The organism is Dawidia soli, from assembly GCF_018598185.1.
Lineage (GTDB): Bacteria > Bacteroidota > Bacteroidia > Cytophagales > Cyclobacteriaceae > Ohtaekwangia > Ohtaekwangia soli.
The window spans coordinates 71,724-95,267 of sequence record NZ_JAHESC010000002.1 but is presented as its reverse complement, the minus strand read 5'-3'; the positions used below and the strand labels follow the sequence as shown (position 1 = coordinate 95,267).

The window sequence follows — 23,544 nt, the reverse complement described above, 5'->3', positions numbered from 1 at the left end:
CGTATCGCGTCAGACATTAAATAAGCTGTTCAGCTCCAGGTCGATCTTATTGACGATAAACGAAAAGTCCTCGATGCGTTCGACAAAATCCAGCTCGTTCACATCGATTACCAGCAACCGGCCAGGCTTGTAGTGTTGTATCCAGGTCTCGTAGTGTGTATTAAGGTTCTTGAGATAGTCGAGCCGGATGGCATACTCGTAATCACGACCGCGCTTTTCGATCTGGCGCACCAGCTTGGGAATGTCGGCCTTCAGATAGACCAGCAGATCGGGCGGCTGTACAAACGCGATCATGGAATGAAAGATGTCCAGGTAACAGGCGTAGTCGCGATCAGACATAAAACCGCTGCGGTGCAGGTTGGCCGCGAATATGTAGGCATCTTCGTAGATGGTCCTGTCTTGAACGGTAACCTTCTTACTGGCTCGTATCTTGGCCACTTGCTTAAAACGGCTCGTCAGAAAATAGATCTGCACATGAAAAGCCCACCGCGGCATATCACCGTAAAAGTCGCGCAGATAAGGGTTGTCTTCTACCGACTCCAGCAGCGCTTCCCATCCGTAATGCCGGGCAAGCTTTTGCGACAAAGTGGTCTTGCCACACCCAATGTTACCACAAATGGCAATATGCTTCAGTTCCTGCATATTCGTCTGTATCGGCTTACAGCCATTTCTTACGTTTAAAGTACCAGAGGAAGGCGAGCGAAGAGAAGATCATTAACGCAATGGCCATAGGGTAGCCGCCCGTCCATGATAGTTCAGGCATAACCTTAAAGTTCATGCCGTAGATGCTCGCGATCAGCGTGGGCGGCATAAATACAACGGTCACCACCGTAAAGATCTTGATGACAGTGTTCTGCTCGATATTGACGAGACCCAGAAAAGTATTCTGCAGGTACTCCAGACGTTCCGAGCTGAACTGCGCGTGTTGCAGCAGCGAACCGATGTCTTTGATAATTACCTTCAGGCGCTCGTTCTCGATCTTATTGAATTCGGGAATGCGGATGAGCGAGCTCACCACGCGTTGCTTTTCCGTAATAGTTTCGTGCAACAGCATGGTGTTCTCTTGTAACTGCGCGATGCCCAACAGCATGTCTTCCTTCAGCGACTCGCGGGCGATAAGCTCCTTGCTGATGGTGTTCACACGGCGATTGATGCTTTCGATCAGGTCGGCGTCGCTGTCGATGCGGGTCTCCAGGATCGTCAGGAAGATGTCGAGACCGTGCTCTTTGGTCTCGGCATTCATGGATTTGAGCTTACGCACCGCTTCCGCAAAAGTCTTGAGGTCGCCTTGGCGATAGGTGAAGAGAATGTTGCCCTTCAGGATGAAGGTGACGTTCTGAACGGAAAGCTCCACATCGCTGGAGATAAAGCCCAGGTTGATTTCGATCGTTTCTTCGGTTTCGAGAAACCGCGAGCTGCTTTCGATCTCCTGCACCTCCTGATGCGTAAAGAACTCGATCTTAAAATTGCGCTCCACAAACACCTTCTCCTGCTGCGAGGGAGATTGTAAGTCTATCCAAATGATATTGGACAACTTCATGATCTCCTCGTGCGGCAAATTCTTATGCTGCTCCAGCTTTCCTTGTCGAAGGGTGTATACTCGGATCATAGTCTTCTTAGCAGCGTGCAATTTAGGGCCAATCTTTTAAATACAAACCATTAATCTGCTGGGGCCGCCGCCGCTAAAATAACGTTTCCGGAACTCGTTCCATTTTTGGCACAGGCATTGAGTTTTCGGCTGTAAAGTAGTAAATCGTATATCTTATCCTACAACCATGAACCGTAAAGAAGCATTAAAAACCATGGCCGTAGCAGGGATCGGATCGCTTGCTATGCCGGCGCTCGGATCGTCTGCTCCGCCCCTTGAACCCATACCCATGAAAGGAAACATCAACCACTCCGTATGTCAGTGGTGCTATAACGACATGCCCCTGGAAGACCTCGTCAAAGCCGCCAAAGCCATGGGCATTAAGTCGGTTGAGCTCCTCAACGCCGAACAGTGGCCCGTAGCCTTGAAGCACGGCCTGACCTGCGCCATGGCCTACGGCAGCCCCATCGGCCTGACGAAAGGATTCAACGACCCATCGCTGCACGCACAGCTCCTGAAAGATTATTCCCTGAACATCCCCAAAGCCGCCGACGCCGGCCTCAAAAATGTCATTTGCTTTAGCGGCAACCGTAACGGCCTGACCGACGAGCAAGGCCTGGAGAACTGCGCCCGCGGACTCGAACCCGTATTGAAGCTGGCCGCAAAACACAATATCACCCTCTGCATGGAGCTGCTCAACAGCAAGGTAGACCACAAAGACTACCAGTGCGACCACACCGAGTGGGGTGTGAAGCTTGCCGAAAAAACCGGCATGGACAACTTCAAGTTGCTGTACGACATCTATCACATGCAGATCATGGAAGGCGACGTGATTGCCACCATCAACAAGCACAAGAAATATATCGGTCACTATCACACGGGAGGGGTACCCGGCCGCCACGAAATAGACGAGTCGCAAGAGCTGTATTACCCGGCCATCATGCGCGCCATCGCCGCCACCGGCTTCAAAGGTTTTGTCGCACAAGAGTTCATGCCCGCCAAAGACCCGATGACATCGCTGGCGGCTGCTGTAAAACTCTGCGATATTTAATAAGCCACGCGCGCAGCGCGAAAAGCAATAACTGGCGCGAGTCTCAGCCCCGTCTCGGAGCGAAGACTCGTGCCCAGCATTGTCCCGGTCTCCAGACCGGCGCCGAGAATTACTCCACAAACAACACCAACCCCTTGAGATATTCCCCCTCCGGATGGAAGATGGAAACAGGGTGATCTGCCGGCTGAGACAAATGATGCAATACCTTTATCTGTCGTCCCGCCTGTATCGCAGCCGATACAATCGTATCGTAAAAAAGCTGTCGGTCCACAACTTGCGAGCAGGAGAAAGTAAAGATCACACCGCCCGGACGAATGACTTTCATGGCCTCTGCATTTAACCGCTGATATCCCCGCACCGCCTGGTGGCGCGCATCGCGGTGTTTGGCAAATGCCGGCGGATCCAGCACGATCACATCATAAGCATGATGCTTGTCCGCCAGAAAGTCAAACGTATCGATGGCATAGCAAGCATGTTTTTCTGCATCGAACCCGTTAAGCTCTAAATTTTTTCGGGTCAGCTGAATAGCCTTCTCGGAAGCATCAACCGAGTGCACCAACTGCGCACCGGCCTCCAGCGCATATACCGAGAAGCCCCCGGTATAACAGAACGTATTCAAGACAGTCTTACCCGCGCTGAATTCCCCCAAAAGCCGACGGTTCTCCCGCTGATCCAGAAAGAAGCCAGTCTTCTGACCCTCCTCCCAATCGATGTAAAATTTCTTGCTGTGCTCTGCAACGATATGCGGCACAGCACTCATGCCCGACAGGTACTCGTTATAATGCTCGTCGCGCATCTTGCCCGGCAATGTACCGTGGCTCTTATAATACACCGTCTGCAACGCCGGGCTTAATGCCTTCTGAAGCGCCTCAGCAATGCGGTGACGGTCTTCGTGCATGCCGGCGTCGTGCGCCTGGACAATCGCGACACCGTCGTAATAGTCGACAATAAGACCAGGCAACCCATCACCCTCGCCATGAATCAGACGAAAGGCGTTGGTTGTTTCTGTCGGTAGTCCGGCGCTTCTGCGCAACTGCAGTGCCTGGCGAAATTTATTCTCCCAGAAATGCTCGCCGGGCTCGTCAGCACCAAAGTGCAGCATGCGTACAGTGATGCTGCCCTTCTGGTAGTGACCAAAACCCAGCCGTTTGTTTTTATAGCTCAGCACCTCTACCCAGCAGCCGTCGGTCAGCGAACCGGTAGATTGTTGTATCGCGCCCGAAAAGATCCAGGGATGATACCGCTCGATGGAGTGCTCTTTTCCTTTCTTTAAAATGACTGTTCCCGCATTCACCATAATATGTATTGATCCTCAAAATTAATCGCTATTTCACACGCGCAGCAACTGCCAGGAATTTTTCCCTGGCGCCGGAAAACGCCAGCAGGTATTTCTCACCACCATCACGCAAGCCCACTTTCTTTTTCAATGCCTCTGCCGGCAGGGGATAGTTCCGTGTGATAACATTCCCTTTGCCTTCCGGAAACAAAGGCAATACTGCCCTGCGATCGCTTTTTACAAAAGCCTCTACTTTAAACACCCGTCCTGGAAAATCCCCCACAAGTGTATCGCTGGTATAGATATGTGTATTGATCTGTATCTTCGATACACCATAGCGACCGGCAAGAAGCCTGAAAGCTCCGGCCTTCAATATCGCCGCGTTGGGTTCATACAAATAGGTTGCGGGCGGCGTGTCGGTTACTTGCGCTTGTTGCTCCTCCTGTGCGGTGAAAGAGAAGGTCTCCGGCACCCCGTGCTTCAAATTCACAGCGACAATGGAAGGCCCGCCTGCATAACCACGGCGACAAAAGAACAACAGCTCTTTACATTCATTATCGACTGCCACAATGTAAACCCCCTTCACACACGATAAGTCTTTAAGACCCTGTTGCACATCCAGCAGCGGCGATGCTTTTACCAACAGGTCATTTGCTTTCGCGAAGATCCGGCCTTGCAGCGCCACCACATCCGGCATGCAATCACTAAGCCTGAACACTTTCTGTGACCCATCCCGGCGCGACGGATCGATGTAGACAAGGTCAAACGTCGCGTCGCTATGATCCAGGAATTCTTCTGCCGTCGTGTTGTGATAGTGTATGTTTCGCGCACCGAGCTGAGCGTGATTGTGCCGGGCGATGACCTGCAGCGATTCATTGGGCTCGATCGCGTGCACCTGCTGAAAAATCTGACTTAGAAAAAATGTATCGATACCAAAGCCTTCGGTAAGATCGGCTATCGTACCCCGCAGTACGCCCTCCTGTTGAAGAATGTTTTGTTTATAGCGCGCCGTCTGTTCAGAAGATGACTGTTCCAGATTGACGCCCGGAGGGTATACAATGCCTTCGGCCTGATAATAGCCCGGCAGCTTGTCCTTTGCCTTTCGACGCGCGGCAATCTGCTCAGCCACACGCGCGGCAGGGGCGCCGGCAATCTCTTTGTGTTTTAATACCAGCTGCCGCTCATCGCCATGTTCGTGCGCACGAATAAACGCCTGAACGGCGGGAGCAAGAAGCGACGTAAATACGTTATCGTTTTCCATCAGGAGGTAGCTTGTGCCCTCGCCCGGGCACGACCGTGAAGGATGATGTTCCGGACATACACAAAGATGCCCATACTCTGCGCCACCAGCAACACCGGATCAATGGGTGTTCGGTACGCCGCGTAAAGAATGATCATAACAGAAGCCGCCAGGCTGATGACCCAAAAACCCAGCGGCAGAATAGACTTTTTATACTTCTCCGAGTAATACCACTGGTATACGAAGCGCAAGTTCAATAATAATTGCCCGATCGCCCCCAGGATCAAGAGCGGGTGTGTAAAATCCGTCTTTGTCACCAGGTTCGTCATTGCCTCTTCTGATACGACCAATACCCACACCAGTGTGAAGACGGGTAGCATGATCAGGATGAACCGTAATACAACCGGCATAATCTTCCAGCTGTCCTTCAACTGCAGGTTGCGGATGTAAATAAAGTAGGAGAGCGTCTGACCAAGAATAATAACCGCATCATCTCGAATGATGCCGTAGATCAAAAAGAGAAAAGAGCCGAGTAGACTAAGTTGCCAGAAAAGCGTCGGCGATACCACTCGGCCTTGCTTTTCGGAATAGAAAAGCTGCACCAGCTGCCGGCACCCGAACAGCGACTGGGCAAAAAAGCCCAATCCATAAACCCAGTATTGCTCGACAAACTCCATTCAAATTCTGTTAGACCCGTCACAGGTTTCGAAAAAAAAGCCTGATCGAAAAGGATCAGGCTTCTTCATATTTCCATGGGCCTTAACCGCCCATCATCTGTAGTTCAAAATTCGCTTACAGTGTACGTTTGACTTCGCGTGTTTCGTAGCTCTCAATTACATCACCAACCTGCATATCGTTGAAGCCATCGATACCGATACCGCAATCAAAGCCTGAGCGTACTTCGCTCGCATCGTCCTTGTGACGCTTGAGCGAGTGGAGCTTGCCGGCGTAGGTAACGATACCGTCGCGAATAAGGCGTATCGGATTGCTCCGCTTAATTGAACCATCCGTAACCATACAGCCTGCAATCGTACCGATCTTCGAGATCTTGAATACCTCACGAATTTCTGCGTTACCCACGATAACCTCTTCCGTTTCGGGCGCCAACATACCTTCCATGGCAGCCTTCACGTCGTTGATCGCATCGTAGATGATCGAGTAGTGCCGGATTTCGATCTCTTCGTTCTCCGCCAGGCGTTTTGCCGCGCCCGAAGGACGCACCTGGAAGGCAACGATGATCGCATCGGAAGCTGACGCAAGCAATACGTCCGACTCGGAGATCTGGCCAACACCACGGTGAATGATCGCCACCTGAATTTCCGGTGTCGACAGTTTCAACAGCGAGTCGGAGAGCGCTTCCACTGAACCGTCCACGTCGCCCTTTACAATCACATTCAGTTGCTTGAAGCTTCCGATCGCAAGACGACGGCCGATCTCGTCCAGTGTAATATGTTTCTTCGTACGGATGCTCTGCTCACGCAACAGCTGGCTACGCTTGGCAGCAAGCTCGCGCGCCTCACGGTCAGTTTCCATAACAGAAAACTTCTCACCCGCCTGCGGCGCACCATCAAGACCGAGCAATACCACTGGCGTAGAAGGTCCAGCCTCTGCCACTTTCTTGCCCGTGTCGTCGAACATAGCTTTCACACGACCGTAGTTCGCACCCGCCAGTACGATGTCGCCCACAGCGAGCGTACCAGTTTGTACCATCACGGTCGCTACATAACCACGTCCTTTATCAAGCGATGCTTCGATAATAGAACCCGTAGCGTTTCTGTTCGGATTCGCTTTCAGGTTCAGGATCTCTGCCTCGAGCAGTACTTTCTCCAGCAGGTCGTCGATACCCTTACCGGATTTCGCCGAGATCTCCTGGCTTTGATATTTACCACCCCACTCTTCCACCAACACGTTGATCTTCGAGAGGCCCTCGCGGATCCGGTCGGGGTTTGCGGTAGGTTTATCGATCTTGTTGATAGCGATAACGATGGGTACACCGGCCACCTGGGCGTGGTTGATAGCCTCTTTTGTTTGAGGCATAACATCGTCGTCGGCCGCCACCACAATGATGGCAATGTCCGTCAGCTTCGCACCCCGTGCACGCATCGCGGTGAACGCTTCGTGACCCGGCGTATCGAGGAAGGCGATCTTGTTACCGCTTTTCGTCGTCACATCGTAAGCACCGATGTGCTGCGTGATACCACCCGCCTCCGATGCCGTTACCTTCGTGTTACGGATGTAGTCAAGCAAGGAAGTTTTACCGTGGTCAACGTGACCCATGATGGTCACGATCGGCGCACGCGGCTCGAGGTTTTCTTCGGGCTCTGTTTCTTGTTCTACTTCCAGCTCTTCTTCCGCAGACGTGAATTGTACGGCATAGCCAAACTCGTCGGCAATGACCGTAATAGCTTCCGCATCCAGACGCTGGTTGATCGAAACGAACATCCCCAGGCTCAGGCAGGTCGAGATAACGTCGTTTACCGAAACGTTCATCATCGACGCCAGGTCGTTTGCCGAGATGAACTCGGTTACGCGCAGCGTCTTCGATGCCTCCTGCTCCTGCAGCATCTGCTGCTCTTGCGCTTCCGAGTTCGCCTGCCGTTTTTCACGGCGGTACTTGGAGCTATTGGTTTTTTTGTTACCGCCGCTCAGCTTAGCCAGCGTAGCGCGGATCTGATCTTGAATTTCCTTTTCTGAAGGCTCCTCTTTCTGAATGCGCGGCGCGTGCGGGCCGCGACCGGCTCCTTGCTGATGGGGGCGCGGACCGCCTTGCTGAAAAGGACGTGGTCCACCACCCTGATGAGGACGGGGGCCTTGACCCTGGCCTTGCCCCTGACCCTGGCCTTGTTGCTGGCCAGGACCTTTTTGGTCATCGGTAGGAATACGCTTGCGCGGGCGTTTGCCCTTGCGGTCATCCTTCGTATCAGACGATGCTACAGGAGCATCTTTTTTCTTGTCTACCGGCAGCTCAATTTTATCGACTACCTTCAAGCCTTTCAACCGGTCTGCCCGTGCTTTGATGACTTCTGACTCGGGTTGCGGCTCGGGCTGCTTTTCAACCGGCGGCACGACAACCTCGGGTGCTTTCTGCTCGGGTGTAACGACTACCGGCGGGGCCACTTCTGCCACAGGTTTTTCAACCTCTGCAACTTTCTTCGGCGCCTCTTCCACCACTTCCTTCACCACAGGCTTTTCTTCTACCTTCGGCTTTTCCACCTCGGCAACAACCGGTTTCTCCTCCTTGACAGGGGCAACGACCGGTTTCTCTTCAGGCTCTTTGGTAGCAGGCTTTTTCTCCAGGTCGATCTTGCCAAGCACTTTGATGCCTTCCAGCTTCGGCTTGTCGCTCGTGACCCGTTCCGCCTTCGGCTCTTCTTTGGCTTTTACCTCTTTGGAGCCGAGGTTCTTAATCATAATGCGCTCTTCTTCTTCGATACGCTTCTTCGCGGCATCTTTCTCCGCTTGTGCCGTATCTACATGCTTCACCCCAATGGAAAGACTGGAGGCCTCGAGCTTATCGGTCGCCGAAGAGGCAAACTCTTTGGACAAAAGATTGAATTGCTCAGGCGTAAGCTTAGCATTAGGGTTATTCTCGATGGAAAAACCCTTCTTTCCGAGGAAATCCAAAATGGTGTTGTGGCCAACATTAAGCTTCCTCGCTGCCTGACTCAACCTGATCAACTTTTCTTCTGCCATATTCAAATATCCCTGTTTTTTAAAGACTTTAAAATCTAAAGTGGCATTCGGCCGTAATTTAACGCATTGTTCACAGACCTCCCCCTACATTCATAAAAAACGCAGGAGCCTGCCGCGTGACATTACTCAAATTCGCGCTTCAGAATGCTTAAAACTCCTTCTACTGTCTCTTCTTCCAGGTCCGTGCGTCTGACCAGCTCGTCTTTCGAGAGGGCCAATACGCTCTTTGCTGTGTCGAGACCAATCCGGTTCAGCTCGTCGATCACCCAGCTTTCGATCTCGTCTGAGAACTCGTCCAGGTCGACGTCTTCTTCCACCTGGCCTTCTGCCAGTTCACGGAACACATCAATCTCATAGCCCACCAGCCGGCTTGCCAGTTTGATGTTCAAACCACCCTTACCGATGGCCAGGGAAACCTGGTCCGGCTTCAGATATACCGATACGCGACCGTGATCCTTGTCCACCTTGATCGAAGAGATCTTCGCCGGGCTCAGCGCCCGTTGAATGTACAGCTCCAGGTTTTCGGTATAGTTGATCACGTCGATGTTTTCATTTTGCAGTTCACGCACGATCGCGTGAATGCGGGAACCCTTCATACCCACGCAAGCGCCCACCGGATCGATCCGGTCGTCATACGACTCGACCGCCACTTTTGCACGCTCGCCGGGCTCGCGCACAACCTTCTTGATCGTGATCAGACCGTCGTATACCTCCGGTACTTCCTGCTCGAACAAGCGCTCGAGGAACACCGGAGAAGTTCGTGACAGGATGATTTTCGGATTGCCGTTGACCATGTCTACTTTGTGCACGATCGCGCGAACATTCTCGCCCTTGCGGTAACGGTCTTTTTGGATTTGCTCGCCGCGCGGAATGGAGATCTCGTTGCTTTCAGCATCCGTCAGCAAAACTTCTTTGCTCAAAACCTGGTAAACCTCGCCGGCGATGATCTCGCCCACCAGGTCCTTATACTTTTGGAAAAGGATATCTTTTTCCAGATCCTTTACCTTCTGAATCAGCGTCTGGCGGGCCGTCGTAACAGCACGACGACCGAAGTCCTCGATGTACACCTGCTCAGAAACTTCCTCACCCACTTCAAAGTCGGGCTCGATCTTATGAGCCTCCGAAAGACTTATCTTATCAAAATCCCAGATGTCTTCCGAGTCGTCGTCTACAATCTCCCGGAAGCGGTAGATCTCGAGGTCGCCCTTGTCCGCATTGATGATGATGTCAAAATTCTCATCCGACTCATATCTCTTACGGATCATGTTGCGGAATACATCTTCCAGGATCCGGATCATGGTGGGCCGGTCGATGTTCTTTTGCTTTGCAAATTCAGCAAATGACTGAATTAATTCATGTGCATCCATGGTTTTGTCTTATTTAAAACTAACTAACACCAAAGCTTTTTCTATTTCTGAAAAGACGATGTCTATGTTCGTTACTACTTTCTTTTTGCCGGCCCCTTCCTCTTGCGCAACCGTGATCTTCTCCCCCTCGATGGCCACCAGCTTTCCTTCCACGGTCTTGTCGGCCAGCTTCACGCGCAGCGAACGCCCGATGTGTTTCGGATACTGCCGCTGCAGCTTGAGCGGATGGTCGACACCCGGCGTCGACACTTCCAGCGTATAAGCATCTTCCAGCCACGATACTTCGTCCAGGTCCTGCGCCAGCGCGCGGCTGAGGTCCGCACAGGCATCGATGCTGATGCCATTGTCTCCGTCCAGAAGCACAAGCACCTTGCGGGGGCCGCGCTTGGAAGAAACAATAACATCGACGATAAACTGATTCGAATCCGTCAACTTCGATGTGGCAATCCGCTTGATCTCTTCCGCTATATCCATTTGTAAAATATTCTATAAACAAAGAGGGGACTACCGGTCCCCTCCGAAAGAATACTCAGAAACTTTCGCAAAAGTATGATTTTTTACTTTTATCGCAAAATTCTGTGAGAATTGATTAAAAACGGGCCTTTTTGAGAAAATACTTTTTTAAGGCCTGAATACTTTCGGAAGAAGTGACAGCTAAATAAACGGATTTAGCGCTAAAAAATTCCCAGCACACCCCAAATCAATACACAATTCCGCCGCCCAGCTCCCGCGCCAGGTTGATGCGCGCCTGGGCTTCATAACGCTCAAAAAACTCGGCAGTCTTAAAGAGACGGTCCATTTTCAGAAAACGTTCCAACACCTTCCGCCGCCCCGGCCGGTATAGCACGTCGGGATAAATGGAATACTCCTGCCGCACCGCCACGGCGTAAGCTGAGTAGGCAGGCCCATCGGCCCCCAGAATGCAAAGGTCGGCATCGGTAAAATAATTGATGTCGCTGATCTCGGCCGCCACATGGCCCTTGGTCGCCACGATCATATCCGCGCAAAGCGCAATACGCTCCGGCGGAAAACTCAACCGGGCCAGTCGCTCCCGGGCAAAGTCAGCACTCTTTTCCTCGTTGTCGTGCCGGTGCACGTCGTAGATATAGTCGTGGTACAGAATAGCAAAGAGCACGCAGTCCCAATCGTCTATCCGGTCTTGCACCGGAATGAGCACCCGGTACACCTGCTCGAGATGCGCCAGCGTATGATAAGTACGCCCGCGCGATTGGTAATGCCGCATGGCCTCTTGCCACAAGGCGTCGGCCATTGCACGATCACCACCGTGGCGTTGTACAGCATCCGTAAAAGCCTCTTGAAAGGTCATGATGCGCTACAGATACGTGGGCAGATTTTTCAGATACGTGCCATAGCCGCTTTTTTCGAGCGGCTTCGCCAACTCCAAAAGTGCGTCTTTGGTGATATACCCCATGCGGTACGCCACCTCTTCGATACAACCGATCTTCAGGCCCTGGCGCTGCTCGATCGTCTGTACAAAGTTGGAAGCTTGCATAAGCGAGTCAAACGTGCCGGTATCCAGCCAGGCCGTACCACGGCTCATAGGCGCCACCGTCAGCTTACCGCGCTGGAGGTACGTGTTGTTCACATCCGTGATCTCCAGCTCGCCGCGGGGACTTGGCTTGAGGCTCTTCGCAATCTCCACCACGTCGTTGTCATAGAAGTATAAACCCGGCACCGCATAGTTGGACTTGGGTTGCCGGGGCTTCTCTTCGATGGAGATGGCATTTTTATTGGCATCGAATTCCACGACGCCGTAACGCTCGGGGTCGGTCACGTGATACGCAAAGATCACGCCGCCTTGCGGGTCACGGTGCGACTGCAGCAGGCGCTGCATGCCCGAGCCATAAAAGATGTTGTCGCCGAGAATGAGTGCAACGGTCTCCTGGCCGATGAATGACTCACCGATAATAAACGCTTGCGCAAGTCCGTCCGGCGAAGGCTGCACAGCGTACGTAAAAGAACATCCCAGCCGCTTGCCGTCGCCCAGCAGCTTCTGGAACATGGGCATATCGTGCGGCGTGGAAATGATCAGAATGTCTTGAACACCCGCCATCATCAGCACCGACAAAGGGTAATAGATCATCGGCTTGTCGTACACCGGCATGAGCTGTTTGCTGACCGCCAGTGTGAGCGGATGCAAACGCGTTCCCGATCCTCCGGCCAGAATAATACCCTTCATGAGCTTCTAAGGTTTGGTTGCTAAATACGCTTGCCGTACATCTCGCTATAGTACTTCAGGTAATCGCCCGAAGTAACATGTTGTAACCACTCCGGGTTGTTCAGATACCAGTCGACCGTCTGATCCAAACCCTCCTCAAAAGTAACGGAAGGCCGCCAGCCCGTTTCGCTGATGAGCTTTGACGCGTCGATGGCGTAGCGAAGGTCATGCCCCGGGCGGTCGGTCACAAACGTGATCAACTTCGCCGACGTGCCATCCTCGCGCCCTAGCTTCTTGTCCAGAATGCGGCAGAGCAGATTCACCAGGTCGATGTTTTTCCACTCGTTGTTGCCGCCGATGTTATATACCTCGCCGATCTTGCCCTTTTCAAAGATCGCCTCGATCGCGCGGGCATGGTCTTCGACAAACAACCAGTCGCGGATGTTTTCACCCTTACCATATACCGGCAGCGGTTTGCTGTTGAGGATATTGTGGATCATCAACGGAATAAGCTTTTCCGGAAAGTGGAACGGTCCGTAGTTGTTCGAGCAACGGCTGATCAGCGTCGGCAGGCCAAAGCTGTGGTGATAGGCGCTGACAAAGTGATCGCTGCTGGCCTTGGAGGCCGAATAGGGCGACCGGGGATCAAGGGGAGTCTCTTCCGTGAAGAACTCTCCTTGATCGGCCGTTCCGTATACCTCATCCGTAGAGATGTGATAAAACCGCCGCTTGCCCGTGGCACCTTTCCAGGCGGCCTGGGCGACCTGCAGTAAATTTAGCGTACCGACAATGTTGGTATGCGCAAACTCCGCAGGGTTGTGCAACGAGCGGTCTACGTGCGACTCCGCCGCCAGGTGGATCACGCCTTCGATAGCGTGTTCTTTAAAGAGATCCACCAGAAAGGCGTTGTCTAAAATGTCGCCTTTTACAAAACGGTAATTCGGTTTTCCTTCGACGTCCTTCAGATTCTCCAGGTTGCCCGCATAGGTCAGCTTATCCAGGTTGATGATCGTACGCTCCGGATACTTGTTTACAAACAAGCGCACGACATGCGAACCAATAAAGCCGGCCCCGCCGGTAATGAGAAGTTTCTGTATGGACATCGCCGGAATTTGCTATCGGATATATTTTTCAAAATTCTTATGATCGCGCTGGTACAGCACCTCTTGTGGAAGTGACTTGAAGTACTCGTACGTGATCTTCAGACCCTCGGCACGCGATACCTTCGCTTCCCAACCCAGGATCTCACGAGCCTTGGTGGTGTTCGGCTGGCGTTGCTTCGGATCGTCCTGCGGCAGCGGTTTGTAAATAACCTTCTGCTTCGTACCCGTCAGCTTCACGATCTCTTCGGCAAATTCACGGATCGTGATTTCATCCGGGTTACCGATGTTCACCGGCAGGTGATAGTCGGACATGAGCAGGCGATAGATTCCCTCCACCTGGTCGTCTACATAGCAGAACGAACGGGTCTGGCTGCCATCGCCGAACACTGTCAGGTCTTCGCCCCGAAGCGCCTGGCCGATGAATGCAGGCAGTACGCGGCCGTCGTTCAGGCGCATGCGCGGACCATAGGTATTAAAGATGCGCACAATGCGCGTCTCCACTTTGTGATAGGTGTGGTAAGCCATGGTAATGGCCTCCTGGAAACGCTTCGCCTCGTCGTACACGCCGCGCGGCCCGATGGGGTTTACGTTGCCATAATATTCTTCCACCTGCGGGTGAACCAGCGGGTCACCGTATACTTCCGACGTAGACGCGATCAGGATCCGGGCCTTCTTTGCACGGGCGAGACCCAACAGGTTGTGAATACCCAGGGAGCCTACCTTCAGCGTCTGGATCGGTATTTTCAGGTAATCGATCGGGCTGGCGGGCGAGGCGAAGTGCAGTATATATTGCAGGTCGCCCGGCACGTGCACGAACGTAGACACGTCGTGGTTGTAGAACTCAAAGTTCTCGTGCTTGAAAAGATGCTCGATGTTGCGCAGGTCACCGGTGATCAGGTTGTCCATCGCCACAACACTGTAGCCTTCTTTAATGAAGCGGTCGCACAGGTGCGATCCTAAAAAACCGGCACCGCCGGTGATGAGTACTCTTCCTTTATTTGCCATTGATTACCTCCCTTCCTATGCTGAAATACGCAAAACCTTGATCTTTCATCACTTCGAGGTCGTACAGGTTACGGCCGTCAAAAATAACTTTACCTTTTAAGGTCGAATTCAGCTTTTCAAAATCCGGTGTGCGGAACTCCGGCCACTCGGTCGAGATGAAAATCGCATCGGCGCCTTCTGCAGCGTCATACGGCGTTTCAAAATATTGGATCTTGTCACCCATGATACGCTTCACGTTCTCGATCGCCTCCGGATCGTGCGCACGCACCGTGACACCTTCCTGCAACAGCGCCTCGATGTTATACAGTGCCGGCGCCTCCCGGATATCGTCGGTGTGCGGTTTAAACGACAGGCCCCAGAAAGCAATGCTCTTGCCCTTCAGGTTACCCTTGAAATGCTCTTTCACGCGGGCGATGAGACGCGTCTTTTGATCTTCGTTCACATCCATCACCGAACGCAGAATGCGGAAGTCATACTGCACATCTTGCGCCGACTTGGCCAGCGCCTGAACATCCTTCGGGAAACAGCTACCGCCATAGCCAATGCCCGGGAAGAGAAAACGCTTACCGATACGGCTATCCGTACCAACACCCTTACGCACCGCGTCTACGTCGGCGCCCACCAGCTCGCACAGGTTGGCGATCTCGTTCATGAACGTGATCTTCGTCGCCAGGAATGAGTTGGCCGCATACTTCGTCAGCTCGGCCGAACGCTCATCCATGAAGATGATCGGGTTGCCCTGACGTACATACGGAGCATACAGTGTTTCCATTATTTTACGCGCACGGGGCGATGTGGTACCGATCACCACGCGGTCGGGCTTCATGAAATCTTCTACGGCAACACCTTCACGCAAGAATTCAGGGTTCGATACTACGTCGAAATCAACCTTGGCATGTGCCGCGATCTTGGCGTGCACTTTGTCAGCCGTGCCTACAGGCACCGTACTCTTGTCGACAATAACGGTATAATCGGACAGCAAAGGTCCCAGGTCATCTGCCACCTTCAGAATATACTTCAGGTCCGCAGAACCATCCTCGCCCGGAGGCGTAGGGAGCGCCAGGAAAATGATCTTGGCATCTTTGATGCCTTCCGCCAGATCGGTGGTAAAGAACAATCTCTCCTGCTTGATGTTTCGCTCAAAGAGTTGTTCCAGACCCGGCTCATAGATGGTAATGGTACCACCCTGAAGCTTCTTTACTTTCTCTTTGTCGATGTCCACACACGTGACCGTGTTCCCGGTTTCAGCAAAACAAGTCCCGGTTACGAGACCAACGTAACCAGTGCCAACTACAGCTATTTTCATTGATTATAGGGTTTTACAATCTGCGAAAATATAACTTTTAGACGGATTTGGACAGTTTCAGGCTATTTCGTACCGCAATTCTTTATACCTGATTTTTACAACCTAACATTCGTTTGGTAATTCCCATCTTCTTCTTACCTTGGGTCTTCTTAACCCTCAAAAACGAATTGTTATGGATGTGCTTACAGAGAACCATCGGTTGTTGGATTTTAGCGAATCTGAAAATCAGAAGATGATCGCGCAGATGGCGCGCGACTTTGGCCAGCGTGAGATCGTACCTCACATCATGACCTGGGACGAAAGCCAGGAATTTCCTATCGACGTATTTCGCAAAATGGGCGCCCTGGGACTCATGGGCGTGCTCGTGCCCGAGGAGTACGGCGGGGCCGGACTGACCTATACCGAATACATCACCGCCATTATTGAGATCGCCCGCATAGACGGTTCGATTGGCCTGTCATTGGCGGCGCACAACTCTTTGTGCACAAACCACATTCTGCAGTTTGGCACCGAAGAGCAAAAACGAAAATACCTGCCCCGGCTTGCCTCGGGCGAGTGGATCGGCGCTTGGGGACTGACCGAACCCAACACAGGCTCGGACGCCGGCAACATGCGTACAACCGCCGTGCGCGACGGCGATTACTTTATCTTGAACGGCGCCAAGAATTTTATTACCCACGGGCGCTCCGGCAATGTCGCCGTGGTCATTGTGCGCACCGGTTCCGTAGGCGACGCCCACGGCATGAGCGCCTTTGTAATAGAGAAAGGCACACCCGGCTTTACATCCGGCAAAAAAGAAAACAAACTGGGCATGCGCGCCTCCGAAACCGCCGAGCTGATCTTTACGGACTGCCGCGTGCACAAGTCGCAGATGCTGGGGCAGGAGGGCGATGGCTTTGTCCAGTCACTTAAGATTCTCGACGGCGGCCGTATCTCCATTGCCGCGTTGGGCGTTGGCATTGCCACCGGTGCTTTCCACGCAGCATTGAAATATTCACAGGAGCGTAAACAATTCGACCAACCCATCGCCAACTTTCAGGGCATATCCTTTAAGCTCGCCGACATGGCCACAAAGGTAGAAGCCGCTCGCCTGCTTACCTTCCGCGCCGGCGACCTGAAAAACAATGGCAAACCGGTAACAAAAGAATCCGCCATGGCCAAACTGTATTCATCGGAGATCGCCGTGGAGGTTGCCAACGATGCCGTGCAGATCTTTGGCGGCTACGGCTACACCAAAGACTTCCCCGTGGAAAAATTCTACCGCGATGCCAAGCTGTGTACCATCGGCGAAGGAACTTCAGAAATTCAGAAACTGGTCATTTCACGGGCTCTTTTGAAGTAACACTTGGATAGTCAGCGAGTTTCACGTATATTTGCAGCCCTAATTGAGGAATATGCTGATTATCAACGTAAAAGAAAACGAGTCGATCGACAAGGCACTGAAGCGTTTCAAGAAGAAATTCGAGAAAACAGGCGTCCTGAAAGAACTGCGCGCCCGCACAGCCTTTGAAAAACCATCTGTTCGTCGCCGGAACCAAATCATCCGCGCCGCTTACAGAGAGCAACAAAGACTGGCTGAAACCAACGGTTAATCCGCTTCTAAAGCTTTTATCGGGAATTCTGTGGATAACGCTAGTTGTCCACAAAGTATCCCCATTGGATAAACAATCCCCATAAGTACATGCTTATGGGGATTATTTTTTTTACATTGCTCCAACACCGGCAAGCAGGAGACTTGGTGCAGGCAGCATGGTACAATCCTTTCTTACATATCTTCAATCCGAGAAAAGACTCAGTGCTAACACCATCCTAGCGTATGAAAACGATCTTACGCAATTCCTGGGCTTTCTCGAAACAACCTTCAATGCCATAGCCCCCGAAAAGGCCGGCTACAATGAGATCCGCTACTGGATCGTCCAGCTGGTCGAAGATGGCCTCGGCGCCACTTCTGTCAACCGAAAGATCGCCTGCCTCCGTTCGTTCTACAAATTCCTCATGCGCCGCGGCATCGTGAAGAGCGACCCCATGATCAAAGTCAAACCGCTGAAGGCACCCAAGCGGATCCCCACGTTTGTCAAAGAGGCCGATATGGTGCGCGTGCTCGACAACGAGGTATATGCCGATACATTCGACGGCCGGCGCACCAGGCTTATCCTCGAGCTCTTCTATGGCACAGGCATGCGCTTGTCTGAATTGATCAACCTGCGCGAAAATCAAATCGACCTGATAAACAGAACGATAAAAGTCCTCGGAAAAAGAAACAAGGAAAGAGTCATCCCCTTTTCACTAAACCTCGTTTCAATAATAGAAGACTATAAGAACGTGAGGAACCGGGAAGTGGAAAATAAAGGACATGGCCTGTTGCTCGTAACAGATTCCGGCGAGCCTTGCTACCCGGTAATGGTCTATCGCATTGTCAAAACACGTCTGCAGACTACTACGGCCGAACGAAAAAGCCCGCACGTATTACGTCACACGTATGCCACCCACCTGTTAAACAAAGGCGCGGAGATAAACGCCGTAAAAGATTTGCTCGGCCACAGCAGCCTGGCAGCAACGCAGGTATATACGCACAATTCTATCGAAAAGCTTAAGAAGGCATTCGACCTTGCGCACCCCAAAGCGTAAGGCCAGATCCCGGCAACATCTATACGCATTCAGTATGATTATAACCACCCACGCATGACAGCATAACTACTTACCGAAAGACCCGGACTTTCCAAAAACCGGCAATAATTCTATTGTTCACTTTAAAATTCAACAATTATGAAGTTACAAGTTCATTCCATCCATTTCGACGCCGACCGCAAGCTGATCAACTTCATCCAGAAAAAGCTCGACAAGCTCGATACATTCTATGACCGCCTGGTGGATGGTGAGGTGTTCCTCCGACTGAATAATGAAGGTACTGAAAACAAAACAGTAGAGATTAAGCTACGCGTGCCCGGTAATATGCTCTTCGCGACGGAAAAAGCAAAATCGTTTGAAGCCGCTACCGGCTTGGCGACAGATGCATTGCGCATGCAGCTCGACAAGTTCAAGACACGCGTTCGAAACAATAGACTTTCATAACACCCAGGCGGGAAACAACCCGCTACGGTAACGATAAATGAAAAGAGCCGCTCATGCTGATGAGCGGCTCTTCTTTTTGCGCGGTGCGCTAGTGATTATTTCTTCGGCGCCGGGGTAGCAGGAGCAGGCGTAGTAGTAGCCGGCTTCGGCGTTACACCCATCTTCTTCAATACCAGGTCAGAGATGTCCATCTTCTCGTCACCATACAGGATCACGTCCAGGCCGCCGATCTGCTGGTTCAGGATGAACGAAAAACCGTTCTCTTTCGCAGTCTCTTCGATCGTTTTACCGACTTTCTTGTAAACAGGATCCATCAGCGAGGTCTGCTTGTTTTGAATAGTGGTCTGAGCGTCTTGTTGAAACTTCTCGATGTTTTGTTGAAGCTGTTGCAGTTCGCGCTCCGTGTTTACACGCACGGGCTCCAGCATTGTATTAATATTGGCTTGGTAGTCGGCCAGTTTCTTTTGAAACTCCTGTACCTTCTGGTCACTTTGATTTTTGAGCTGTGTTTGCAACGACTTCAGCTCGGCATCGATCTGCTTGGACTCCGGCATTTGGGCAAATATATAGTCTACGTCTGCATAGCCGACCTTCACAGGAGCCTGTGCATGAGCGACAGCCGCTGTCATTCCCAGCACCACAAGTAAAACGAGTTTTCTCATTACGGTATTCAATTTTTAGTTTTTAATCTCATCATTCGGGTCACCTAACCCAAGCTCATCCAAAATGAAGTCGGTATAGTCGTACCGCGGGTCGGTGTAGATCATCGTCAGCTCCCCCGCCTTGTCAAAGACAATGTGCAGGTTCTTTTGCTTGGCGACCTTGTCTACCGCGTCCCACACCTTGTCCTGGATCGGTTTTGTCAACTCCTGCTTTTTCAGGAAAAACAAGCCTCCAAATCCAAACACCTTCTTCTGGTAGTCCTTTAGCTCAACTTCTTTCTTTTGAATTTCGTCTGTCCGCTCCTTCCGCATCGCATCCGTCAGGAGCACCTGCTCCGCCTGGAGAGCGCTGTACATGGCTTGGATCTTTTTGTCCATGTCGGCGATCTCCTTTTCCCAGGCGACCGATAACTGGTTGATCTCATCCTGAGCCTTCTTATAATCAGGCATTTTTTCCAGGATGTAGTTCGTGTCTATGTACCCGAACCTCTGAGCGTTGACAAAATTCAGGCCGAAAATGAGAAAAAATATCGTAATAATATAGACCCGCATAATTATCTGAGTTGCTGACCGATAGTAAAGTGGAATTGCGAGCCGCTAACAGGCCCTCTTCCATTTAACGGCACCGGATCGAAACCATATCCCCAGTTCAAGCCTATCAATCCGAATGCCGGCATAAAGATCCGGGCACCAAACCCGGCAGATTTATACAGGTTAAACGGATTAAAATCATCGTAATTGTTCCAGTTATTACCCGCTTCTGTGAAGACGAAACCATAAATCGTTGCGGCGTTACCCGTCGTTACGGGATAACGCAATTCAAGCCCGAGTTTGTCGTATACGATACCCCCTGCCAGCACGCCCTGGCCGCTGTTCAGACTCTGGTCGTAATACGGAGGCGTAATGGAGTTGTTTTGGTAGCCGCGCAGACCGATCACTTCCTGACCTAACAGGAAGGAGTTGAAACCACCCGCCAGACCGTCGCCGCCCAGGTAGAACCGCTCGAACGGTCCAATACCCGCCTTAGTCGTGTATTTGCCAATGAAGCCAAAGTGGGCTTTCGCCTCGAGCACAAGTTTTTTCTTATTGTCCAACGGCAGGTAGTACTTCGCATCGAACATCCACTTGTGATATTCGATCCACTTATATTTCTCCGCAGCGTCGACCGTTGCATAGTTGATGTCGCGCCATAACGAGAAAGGCGGTGTCAGCGTCACACTCAACGATATGCTCGAACCTTGCGCCGGATACATCGGGTTGTCGATGCTGTTACGTGCCAGCGTGGTGTTAAAGGTAAAGCTGTTGGAAACACCGTCGGTATAGCCCAGACCAGAGTTCCAGTTCTGCAGAATATAGCGCAGGTACGACACCGAGTTCGTCAACGTAAAGTAGTTGTCCGGCCACTCCAGCAAACGGCCCAGACCCACCGTCACGCTGTGCACCTGCAGGCGCGAGTCGTTGTCGCTGGTCGTGATGCCATACGGATAGCGCTGGAACGAGCTGTTAAAGCTTACCGACAGCGAGTGCGGCTTGCGGCCACCCAGCCAGGGCTCCGTAAATGAGAAGCTATAGCTTTGGAAAGAACGGCCGTTGGCCTGCGCACGCAGCGACAGACGCTGACCGTCACCCACCGGCAGCGGACGCCAGTGCTCAAAGTGCGGTATGTTACGCAACGAAAAGTTGTTGAACGTCAGACCCAGCGTACCCACGAAACCGTAGTATCCACCCCAACCACCGGAAAGCTCCACCTGGTCGTTCGATTGTTCCTCCACCGTCCACTGAACGTCCACCGTTCCGTTCGCCGGATTCGGCACCAGGTTCTGGCCGATCTTGTCAGGTGCAAAGTAGCCCAGCTGACCCAGCTTCTGCTGCGTACGGATGATATCGGAACGTCTGAATTTCTGACCGGGTATCGTGCTCAGCTCACGACGGATCACGTGGTCGCTGGTCCGCTCGTTACCGGCAATCGTTACTTCGTTGATCGTGGCCTGCTCACCTTCGAAGATGCGCATCTCTACGTCGATCGAGTCGCCCTCGACCGCCACCTCCACCGGGTTGATCCGGAAGAATAGATAGCCGTCATCCATATAGAGACCGCTGATGTCCATACCCTTCGGGTTGAACTGGAGTTTTTTGTCGATCAGCTCCTTGTTGTAAACGTCGCCTTTGCTGATACCCAACACGGCACCGAGCTGTTTGTCGGTATAGATATAGTTACCCGTCCAGATAATGTTGCGGAAGTAGTATTTGGGACCTTCATACACGTGCAGGTCGATATCGATCGTGCGGCCATCGTGGGCATAGACCGTATCGGTCACGATCTCAGCGTCGCGATAACCTTTGGTGTTGAAGTAGGCGACCACCGCCTTTTTATCGTCCTCGTAGTCGGTCTGGATGAACTTCGAGCTGCTGAAGATGTTCAGCTTCACGTTGTCGTTCAGGAACTCCTTCGCTTCTTTCCAGCTCACTTTGTAGCTGGAATCCATAAATTCTTTCGGCTTGATGTTGGCGATCTCCTTCAGCAGCGTGCGGTGCAGCGCAAAACGCGGGCGCTCGTGCGTGCCCTTCATTTTCTTTTTCAGCTTGGCATCGTCGATGTGTTCGTTGCCGGTGAACGCGATGTGATTGATCTTGACTTTCGATTTCGGGTTCACCGCGATCTTCATGATGATGCCGTCGCGCAATGTGTCGGCATCCTGCGTAATCTTCACCTCGGTGTTGAGAAAGCCTTTCTTAACAAAGTATTTCTTGACGGCAAGCTCGGTATTCCGCACCATGGCGTCGTTTACGATCTTACCACGTATCAGCGTCAGGTCTTCTTTCAGACCGCTCTCCTGTGACTTGGAAATGCCGGTAAAATAAAAGCTGGTCAGGCGGGGTCGCTCGGCCAGTACAATGTTGAGGTATACGTTGTCCCCTTCAATACGGTCGACCTTGATCGTTACGTCGCCCACCAGGCCGTGCTTCCACAAGCTGCGGATGGCCGTGGTGATCGCATCACCGGGGATCTTGATCTTATCGCCAACCTTCAGACCCGTCAGCGACACCATGGCATTTTTGTCCAGCACATTCAGGCCGGTCACTTCAATGCCCGCAATGGTGTACTCCGCCGGGTTGGCGTAGTTCAGGTTGTTTTCAGCGGCAGTCCCGGAACGTTCGCGATTTCGTCTGAATTGAGCCCATGTATCAACCGTGAAACCCAAAAGGATCACCAGGAATAAAACTTTCTTCATCAACTTACGGGATTCAATTGTTCGCTAGTTTTTCCAAATCTTCGTTCGCGCTGCTGATACGACCATATGGCCTCGTACAAATGTTCCTTGCGGAAATCGGGCCAAAGTGTGGGTGTGATAAAAAGCTCGGTGTAGGCAATCTGCCACAGCAGGAAATTGCTCACACGCATTTCGCCACTGGTGCGGATCAACAGCTCTGGGTCTGGGATGCCCGAAGTCTGCAAATAGTTCTCAAGAACCCCTTCATTTATTTCTTCCGGCGCCACTTTCCCGCTCTTGACCTCCGCCGCCAACTGCTTCACCGCATTGATGATCTCCCGGCGGCCGCCATAGCTCAACGCCAGGACAAGGGTAAGCCCCTTGTTGTTTTTGGTCTGGTTCATCGCCCAGGCCAGGTTGTTCTGGCAATCCTGCGGCAACTGTGACGTCTCACCGATCGTCGTCAGCCGCACCTGGTTGTCCATAAGTGTTTTGATCTCGCCCTTGATCGTGTTGACCAATAGTTCCATCAAGCCGTCTACCTCGGCCTTCGGGCGTGTCCAGTTCTCGGTCGAAAAGGCGTACAGCGTCAGGTATTTCACCCCCAGCTCCGCACAGCCCTCCGTCACATCCTTCACCGCCTGAATGGCGTTGCGATGTCCGAAAATGCGCATGGCGCCCTTCTTTTTAGCCCACCGGCCGTTGCCATCCATGATGATAGCAAGGTGCTGGGGCAGATTATTTAAATCTATATGTTCCTTTAAAGAAGCCACAAGAGGTCAAAAGTAGT

Annotated in this window: 22 protein-coding genes; 5 read left to right on the top strand and 17 right to left on the bottom strand. The window is 52.1% G+C overall.

Annotated features, from left to right (window positions below; translation table 11 throughout):
- Positions 1-9 precede the first annotated feature (9 nt).
- Both KK078_RS01755 and corA read right to left on the bottom strand, forming a co-directional pair.
- On the bottom strand, positions 10-642 hold the full coding sequence (locus KK078_RS01755; RefSeq protein WP_254088512.1) for a deoxynucleoside kinase: 633 nt from the start codon (positions 640-642) through the stop codon (positions 10-12).
- A 16-nt stretch (positions 643-658) separates the two neighbouring features.
- A complete protein-coding gene (corA, locus tag KK078_RS01750) occupies positions 659-1,609 on the bottom strand; it encodes a magnesium/cobalt transporter CorA (RefSeq protein ID WP_254088511.1) in 951 nt (316 codons plus the stop codon).
- A gap of 166 nt (positions 1,610-1,775) precedes the next feature.
- Here corA and KK078_RS01745 point away from each other — a divergent pair, with 166 nt between their 5' ends.
- Positions 1,776-2,639 carry a hydroxypyruvate isomerase family protein gene (locus tag KK078_RS01745; protein WP_254088510.1) on the top strand — a complete coding sequence of 288 codons (864 nt, stop codon included), beginning with the start codon at positions 1,776-1,778 and terminating at the stop codon, positions 2,637-2,639.
- Between the two features lie 109 nt (positions 2,640-2,748).
- On the opposite strand, the gene KK078_RS01740 is transcribed toward KK078_RS01745, so the two are convergent.
- From KK078_RS01740 to KK078_RS01690, 11 genes are all read right to left on the bottom strand, one after another.
- The gene (locus tag KK078_RS01740) at positions 2,749-3,936 is read right to left on the bottom strand and encodes a class I SAM-dependent rRNA methyltransferase (protein ID WP_254088509.1); all 1,188 of its coding nucleotides are present in this window, start codon (positions 3,934-3,936) and stop codon (positions 2,749-2,751) included.
- 28 nt (positions 3,937-3,964) lie between these two features.
- Positions 3,965-5,176, bottom strand: coding sequence for a class I SAM-dependent methyltransferase (locus KK078_RS01735; protein ID WP_254088508.1), 1,212 nt, complete (start codon positions 5,174-5,176; stop codon positions 3,965-3,967).
- Complete coding sequence (locus KK078_RS01730) at positions 5,176-5,832, bottom strand: lipid-A-disaccharide synthase N-terminal domain-containing protein (protein WP_254088507.1); 657 nt, start codon at positions 5,830-5,832, stop codon at positions 5,176-5,178. The genes KK078_RS01735 and KK078_RS01730 overlap by 1 nt, the downstream gene beginning before the upstream one ends.
- Positions 5,833-5,947: 115 nt before the next feature.
- Positions 5,948-8,848 carry a translation initiation factor IF-2 gene (infB, locus tag KK078_RS01725; RefSeq protein ID WP_254088506.1) on the bottom strand — a complete coding sequence of 967 codons (2,901 nt, stop codon included), beginning with the start codon at positions 8,846-8,848 and terminating at the stop codon, positions 5,948-5,950.
- Between the two features lie 122 nt (positions 8,849-8,970).
- Complete coding sequence (gene nusA / locus KK078_RS01720; RefSeq protein WP_254088505.1) at positions 8,971-10,215, bottom strand: transcription termination factor NusA; 1,245 nt, start codon at positions 10,213-10,215, stop codon at positions 8,971-8,973.
- Between the two features lie 9 nt (positions 10,216-10,224).
- A complete protein-coding gene (locus KK078_RS01715) occupies positions 10,225-10,689 on the bottom strand; it encodes a ribosome maturation factor RimP (RefSeq protein ID WP_254088504.1) in 465 nt (154 codons plus the stop codon).
- A 226-nt stretch (positions 10,690-10,915) separates the two neighbouring features.
- Positions 10,916-11,542, bottom strand: coding sequence for an HD domain-containing protein (locus KK078_RS01710; RefSeq protein ID WP_254088503.1), 627 nt, complete (start codon positions 11,540-11,542; stop codon positions 10,916-10,918).
- Positions 11,543-11,548: 6 nt separating this feature from the next.
- A complete protein-coding gene (gene rfbA / locus KK078_RS01705) occupies positions 11,549-12,415 on the bottom strand; it encodes a glucose-1-phosphate thymidylyltransferase RfbA (protein ID WP_254088502.1) in 867 nt (288 codons plus the stop codon).
- A 20-nt stretch (positions 12,416-12,435) separates the two neighbouring features.
- Positions 12,436-13,497: a dTDP-glucose 4,6-dehydratase gene (gene rfbB / locus KK078_RS01700; RefSeq protein ID WP_254088501.1), complete on the bottom strand. Its 1,062-nt coding sequence runs from the start codon at positions 13,495-13,497 to the stop codon at positions 12,436-12,438.
- A gap of 12 nt (positions 13,498-13,509) precedes the next feature.
- Positions 13,510-14,502 carry a UDP-glucuronic acid decarboxylase family protein gene (locus KK078_RS01695; protein ID WP_254088500.1) on the bottom strand — a complete coding sequence of 331 codons (993 nt, stop codon included), beginning with the start codon at positions 14,500-14,502 and terminating at the stop codon, positions 13,510-13,512.
- Positions 14,492-15,808, bottom strand: coding sequence for a UDP-glucose dehydrogenase family protein (locus KK078_RS01690; protein WP_254088499.1), 1,317 nt, complete (start codon positions 15,806-15,808; stop codon positions 14,492-14,494). The genes KK078_RS01695 and KK078_RS01690 overlap by 11 nt, the downstream gene beginning before the upstream one ends.
- A 172-nt stretch (positions 15,809-15,980) precedes the next feature.
- Between KK078_RS01690 and KK078_RS01685 the strand changes: the two genes are divergently transcribed.
- The 4 genes from KK078_RS01685 to hpf all read left to right on the top strand — a co-directional run bounded on the left by KK078_RS01685 (position 15,981) and on the right by hpf (position 18,880).
- A complete protein-coding gene (locus KK078_RS01685) occupies positions 15,981-17,150 on the top strand; it encodes an acyl-CoA dehydrogenase (protein ID WP_317195864.1) in 1,170 nt (389 codons plus the stop codon).
- 52 nt (positions 17,151-17,202) lie between these two features.
- Positions 17,203-17,400 (top strand): 30S ribosomal protein S21, encoded by a 198-nt coding sequence (rpsU, locus tag KK078_RS01680; protein WP_254088498.1) that lies wholly within the window; start codon positions 17,203-17,205, stop codon positions 17,398-17,400.
- A gap of 157 nt (positions 17,401-17,557) precedes the next feature.
- Positions 17,558-18,436, top strand: a complete 879-nt coding sequence (locus tag KK078_RS01675) for a tyrosine-type recombinase/integrase (protein WP_254088497.1) — start codon at positions 17,558-17,560, stop codon at positions 18,434-18,436.
- A 138-nt stretch (positions 18,437-18,574) separates the two neighbouring features.
- A complete protein-coding gene (hpf, locus tag KK078_RS01670) occupies positions 18,575-18,880 on the top strand; it encodes a ribosome hibernation-promoting factor, HPF/YfiA family (protein WP_254088496.1) in 306 nt (101 codons plus the stop codon).
- Between the two features lie 95 nt (positions 18,881-18,975).
- Here hpf and KK078_RS01665 read toward each other — a convergent pair whose 3' ends face one another.
- The 4 genes from KK078_RS01665 to KK078_RS01650 are packed head-to-tail and all read right to left on the bottom strand — an operon-like array spanning position 18,976 to position 23,527.
- Complete coding sequence (locus KK078_RS01665) at positions 18,976-19,542, bottom strand: OmpH family outer membrane protein (RefSeq protein ID WP_254088495.1); 567 nt, start codon at positions 19,540-19,542, stop codon at positions 18,976-18,978.
- A 15-nt stretch (positions 19,543-19,557) separates the two neighbouring features.
- Complete coding sequence (locus tag KK078_RS01660; RefSeq protein ID WP_262898566.1) at positions 19,558-20,094, bottom strand: OmpH family outer membrane protein; 537 nt, start codon at positions 20,092-20,094, stop codon at positions 19,558-19,560.
- 2 nt (positions 20,095-20,096) lie between these two features.
- Positions 20,097-22,775 (bottom strand): BamA/OMP85 family outer membrane protein, encoded by a 2,679-nt coding sequence (locus tag KK078_RS01655; RefSeq protein ID WP_254088493.1) that lies wholly within the window; start codon positions 22,773-22,775, stop codon positions 20,097-20,099.
- Positions 22,775-23,527, bottom strand: coding sequence for an isoprenyl transferase (locus KK078_RS01650; RefSeq protein ID WP_317195863.1), 753 nt, complete (start codon positions 23,525-23,527; stop codon positions 22,775-22,777). Before KK078_RS01650 ends, KK078_RS01655 begins: the two co-directional genes overlap by 1 nt.
- Positions 23,528-23,544 lie beyond the last annotated feature (17 nt).

Excerpts from the sequence above, each read along its gene's own strand:
- KK078_RS01695 (WP_254088500.1), bottom strand. The coding sequence starts at position 14,502 with ATGGCAAATAAAGGAAGAGTACTCATCACCGGCGGTGCCGGTTTTTTA.
- KK078_RS01690 (WP_254088499.1), bottom strand. The coding sequence starts at position 15,808 with ATGAAAATAGCTGTAGTTGGCACTGGTTACGTTGGTCTCGTAACCGGG.
- KK078_RS01735 (WP_254088508.1), bottom strand. The coding sequence starts at position 5,176 with ATGGAAAACGATAACGTATTTACGTCGCTTCTTGCTCCCGCCGTTCAG.
- rfbA (WP_254088502.1), bottom strand. The coding sequence starts at position 12,415 with ATGAAGGGTATTATTCTGGCCGGAGGATCGGGAACGCGTTTGCATCCG.
- nusA (WP_254088505.1), bottom strand. The coding sequence starts at position 10,215 with ATGGATGCACATGAATTAATTCAGTCATTTGCTGAATTTGCAAAGCAA.
- KK078_RS01745 (WP_254088510.1), top strand. The coding sequence starts at position 1,776 with ATGAACCGTAAAGAAGCATTAAAAACCATGGCCGTAGCAGGGATCGGA.
- KK078_RS01710 (WP_254088503.1), bottom strand. The coding sequence starts at position 11,542 with ATGACCTTTCAAGAGGCTTTTACGGATGCTGTACAACGCCACGGTGGT.
- corA (WP_254088511.1), bottom strand. The coding sequence starts at position 1,609 with ATGATCCGAGTATACACCCTTCGACAAGGAAAGCTGGAGCAGCATAAG.
- KK078_RS01685 (WP_317195864.1), top strand. The coding sequence starts at position 15,981 with ATGGATGTGCTTACAGAGAACCATCGGTTGTTGGATTTTAGCGAATCT.
- rpsU (WP_254088498.1), top strand. The coding sequence starts at position 17,203 with ATGCTGATTATCAACGTAAAAGAAAACGAGTCGATCGACAAGGCACTG.
- KK078_RS01740 (WP_254088509.1), bottom strand. The coding sequence starts at position 3,936 with ATGGTGAATGCGGGAACAGTCATTTTAAAGAAAGGAAAAGAGCACTCC.
- infB (WP_254088506.1), bottom strand. The coding sequence starts at position 8,848 with ATGGCAGAAGAAAAGTTGATCAGGTTGAGTCAGGCAGCGAGGAAGCTT.
- KK078_RS01665 (WP_254088495.1), bottom strand. The coding sequence starts at position 19,542 with ATGAGAAAACTCGTTTTACTTGTGGTGCTGGGAATGACAGCGGCTGTC.
- KK078_RS01715 (WP_254088504.1), bottom strand. The coding sequence starts at position 10,689 with ATGGATATAGCGGAAGAGATCAAGCGGATTGCCACATCGAAGTTGACG.
- KK078_RS01660 (WP_262898566.1), bottom strand. The coding sequence starts at position 20,094 with ATGCGGGTCTATATTATTACGATATTTTTTCTCATTTTCGGCCTGAAT.
- KK078_RS01655 (WP_254088493.1), bottom strand. The coding sequence starts at position 22,775 with ATGAAGAAAGTTTTATTCCTGGTGATCCTTTTGGGTTTCACGGTTGAT.
- KK078_RS01730 (WP_254088507.1), bottom strand. The coding sequence starts at position 5,832 with ATGGAGTTTGTCGAGCAATACTGGGTTTATGGATTGGGCTTTTTTGCC.
- rfbB (WP_254088501.1), bottom strand. The coding sequence starts at position 13,497 with ATGTCCATACAGAAACTTCTCATTACCGGCGGGGCCGGCTTTATTGGT.
- KK078_RS01675 (WP_254088497.1), top strand. The coding sequence starts at position 17,558 with ATGGTACAATCCTTTCTTACATATCTTCAATCCGAGAAAAGACTCAGT.
- hpf (WP_254088496.1), top strand. The coding sequence starts at position 18,575 with ATGAAGTTACAAGTTCATTCCATCCATTTCGACGCCGACCGCAAGCTG.
- KK078_RS01755 (WP_254088512.1), bottom strand. The coding sequence starts at position 642 with ATGCAGGAACTGAAGCATATTGCCATTTGTGGTAACATTGGGTGTGGC.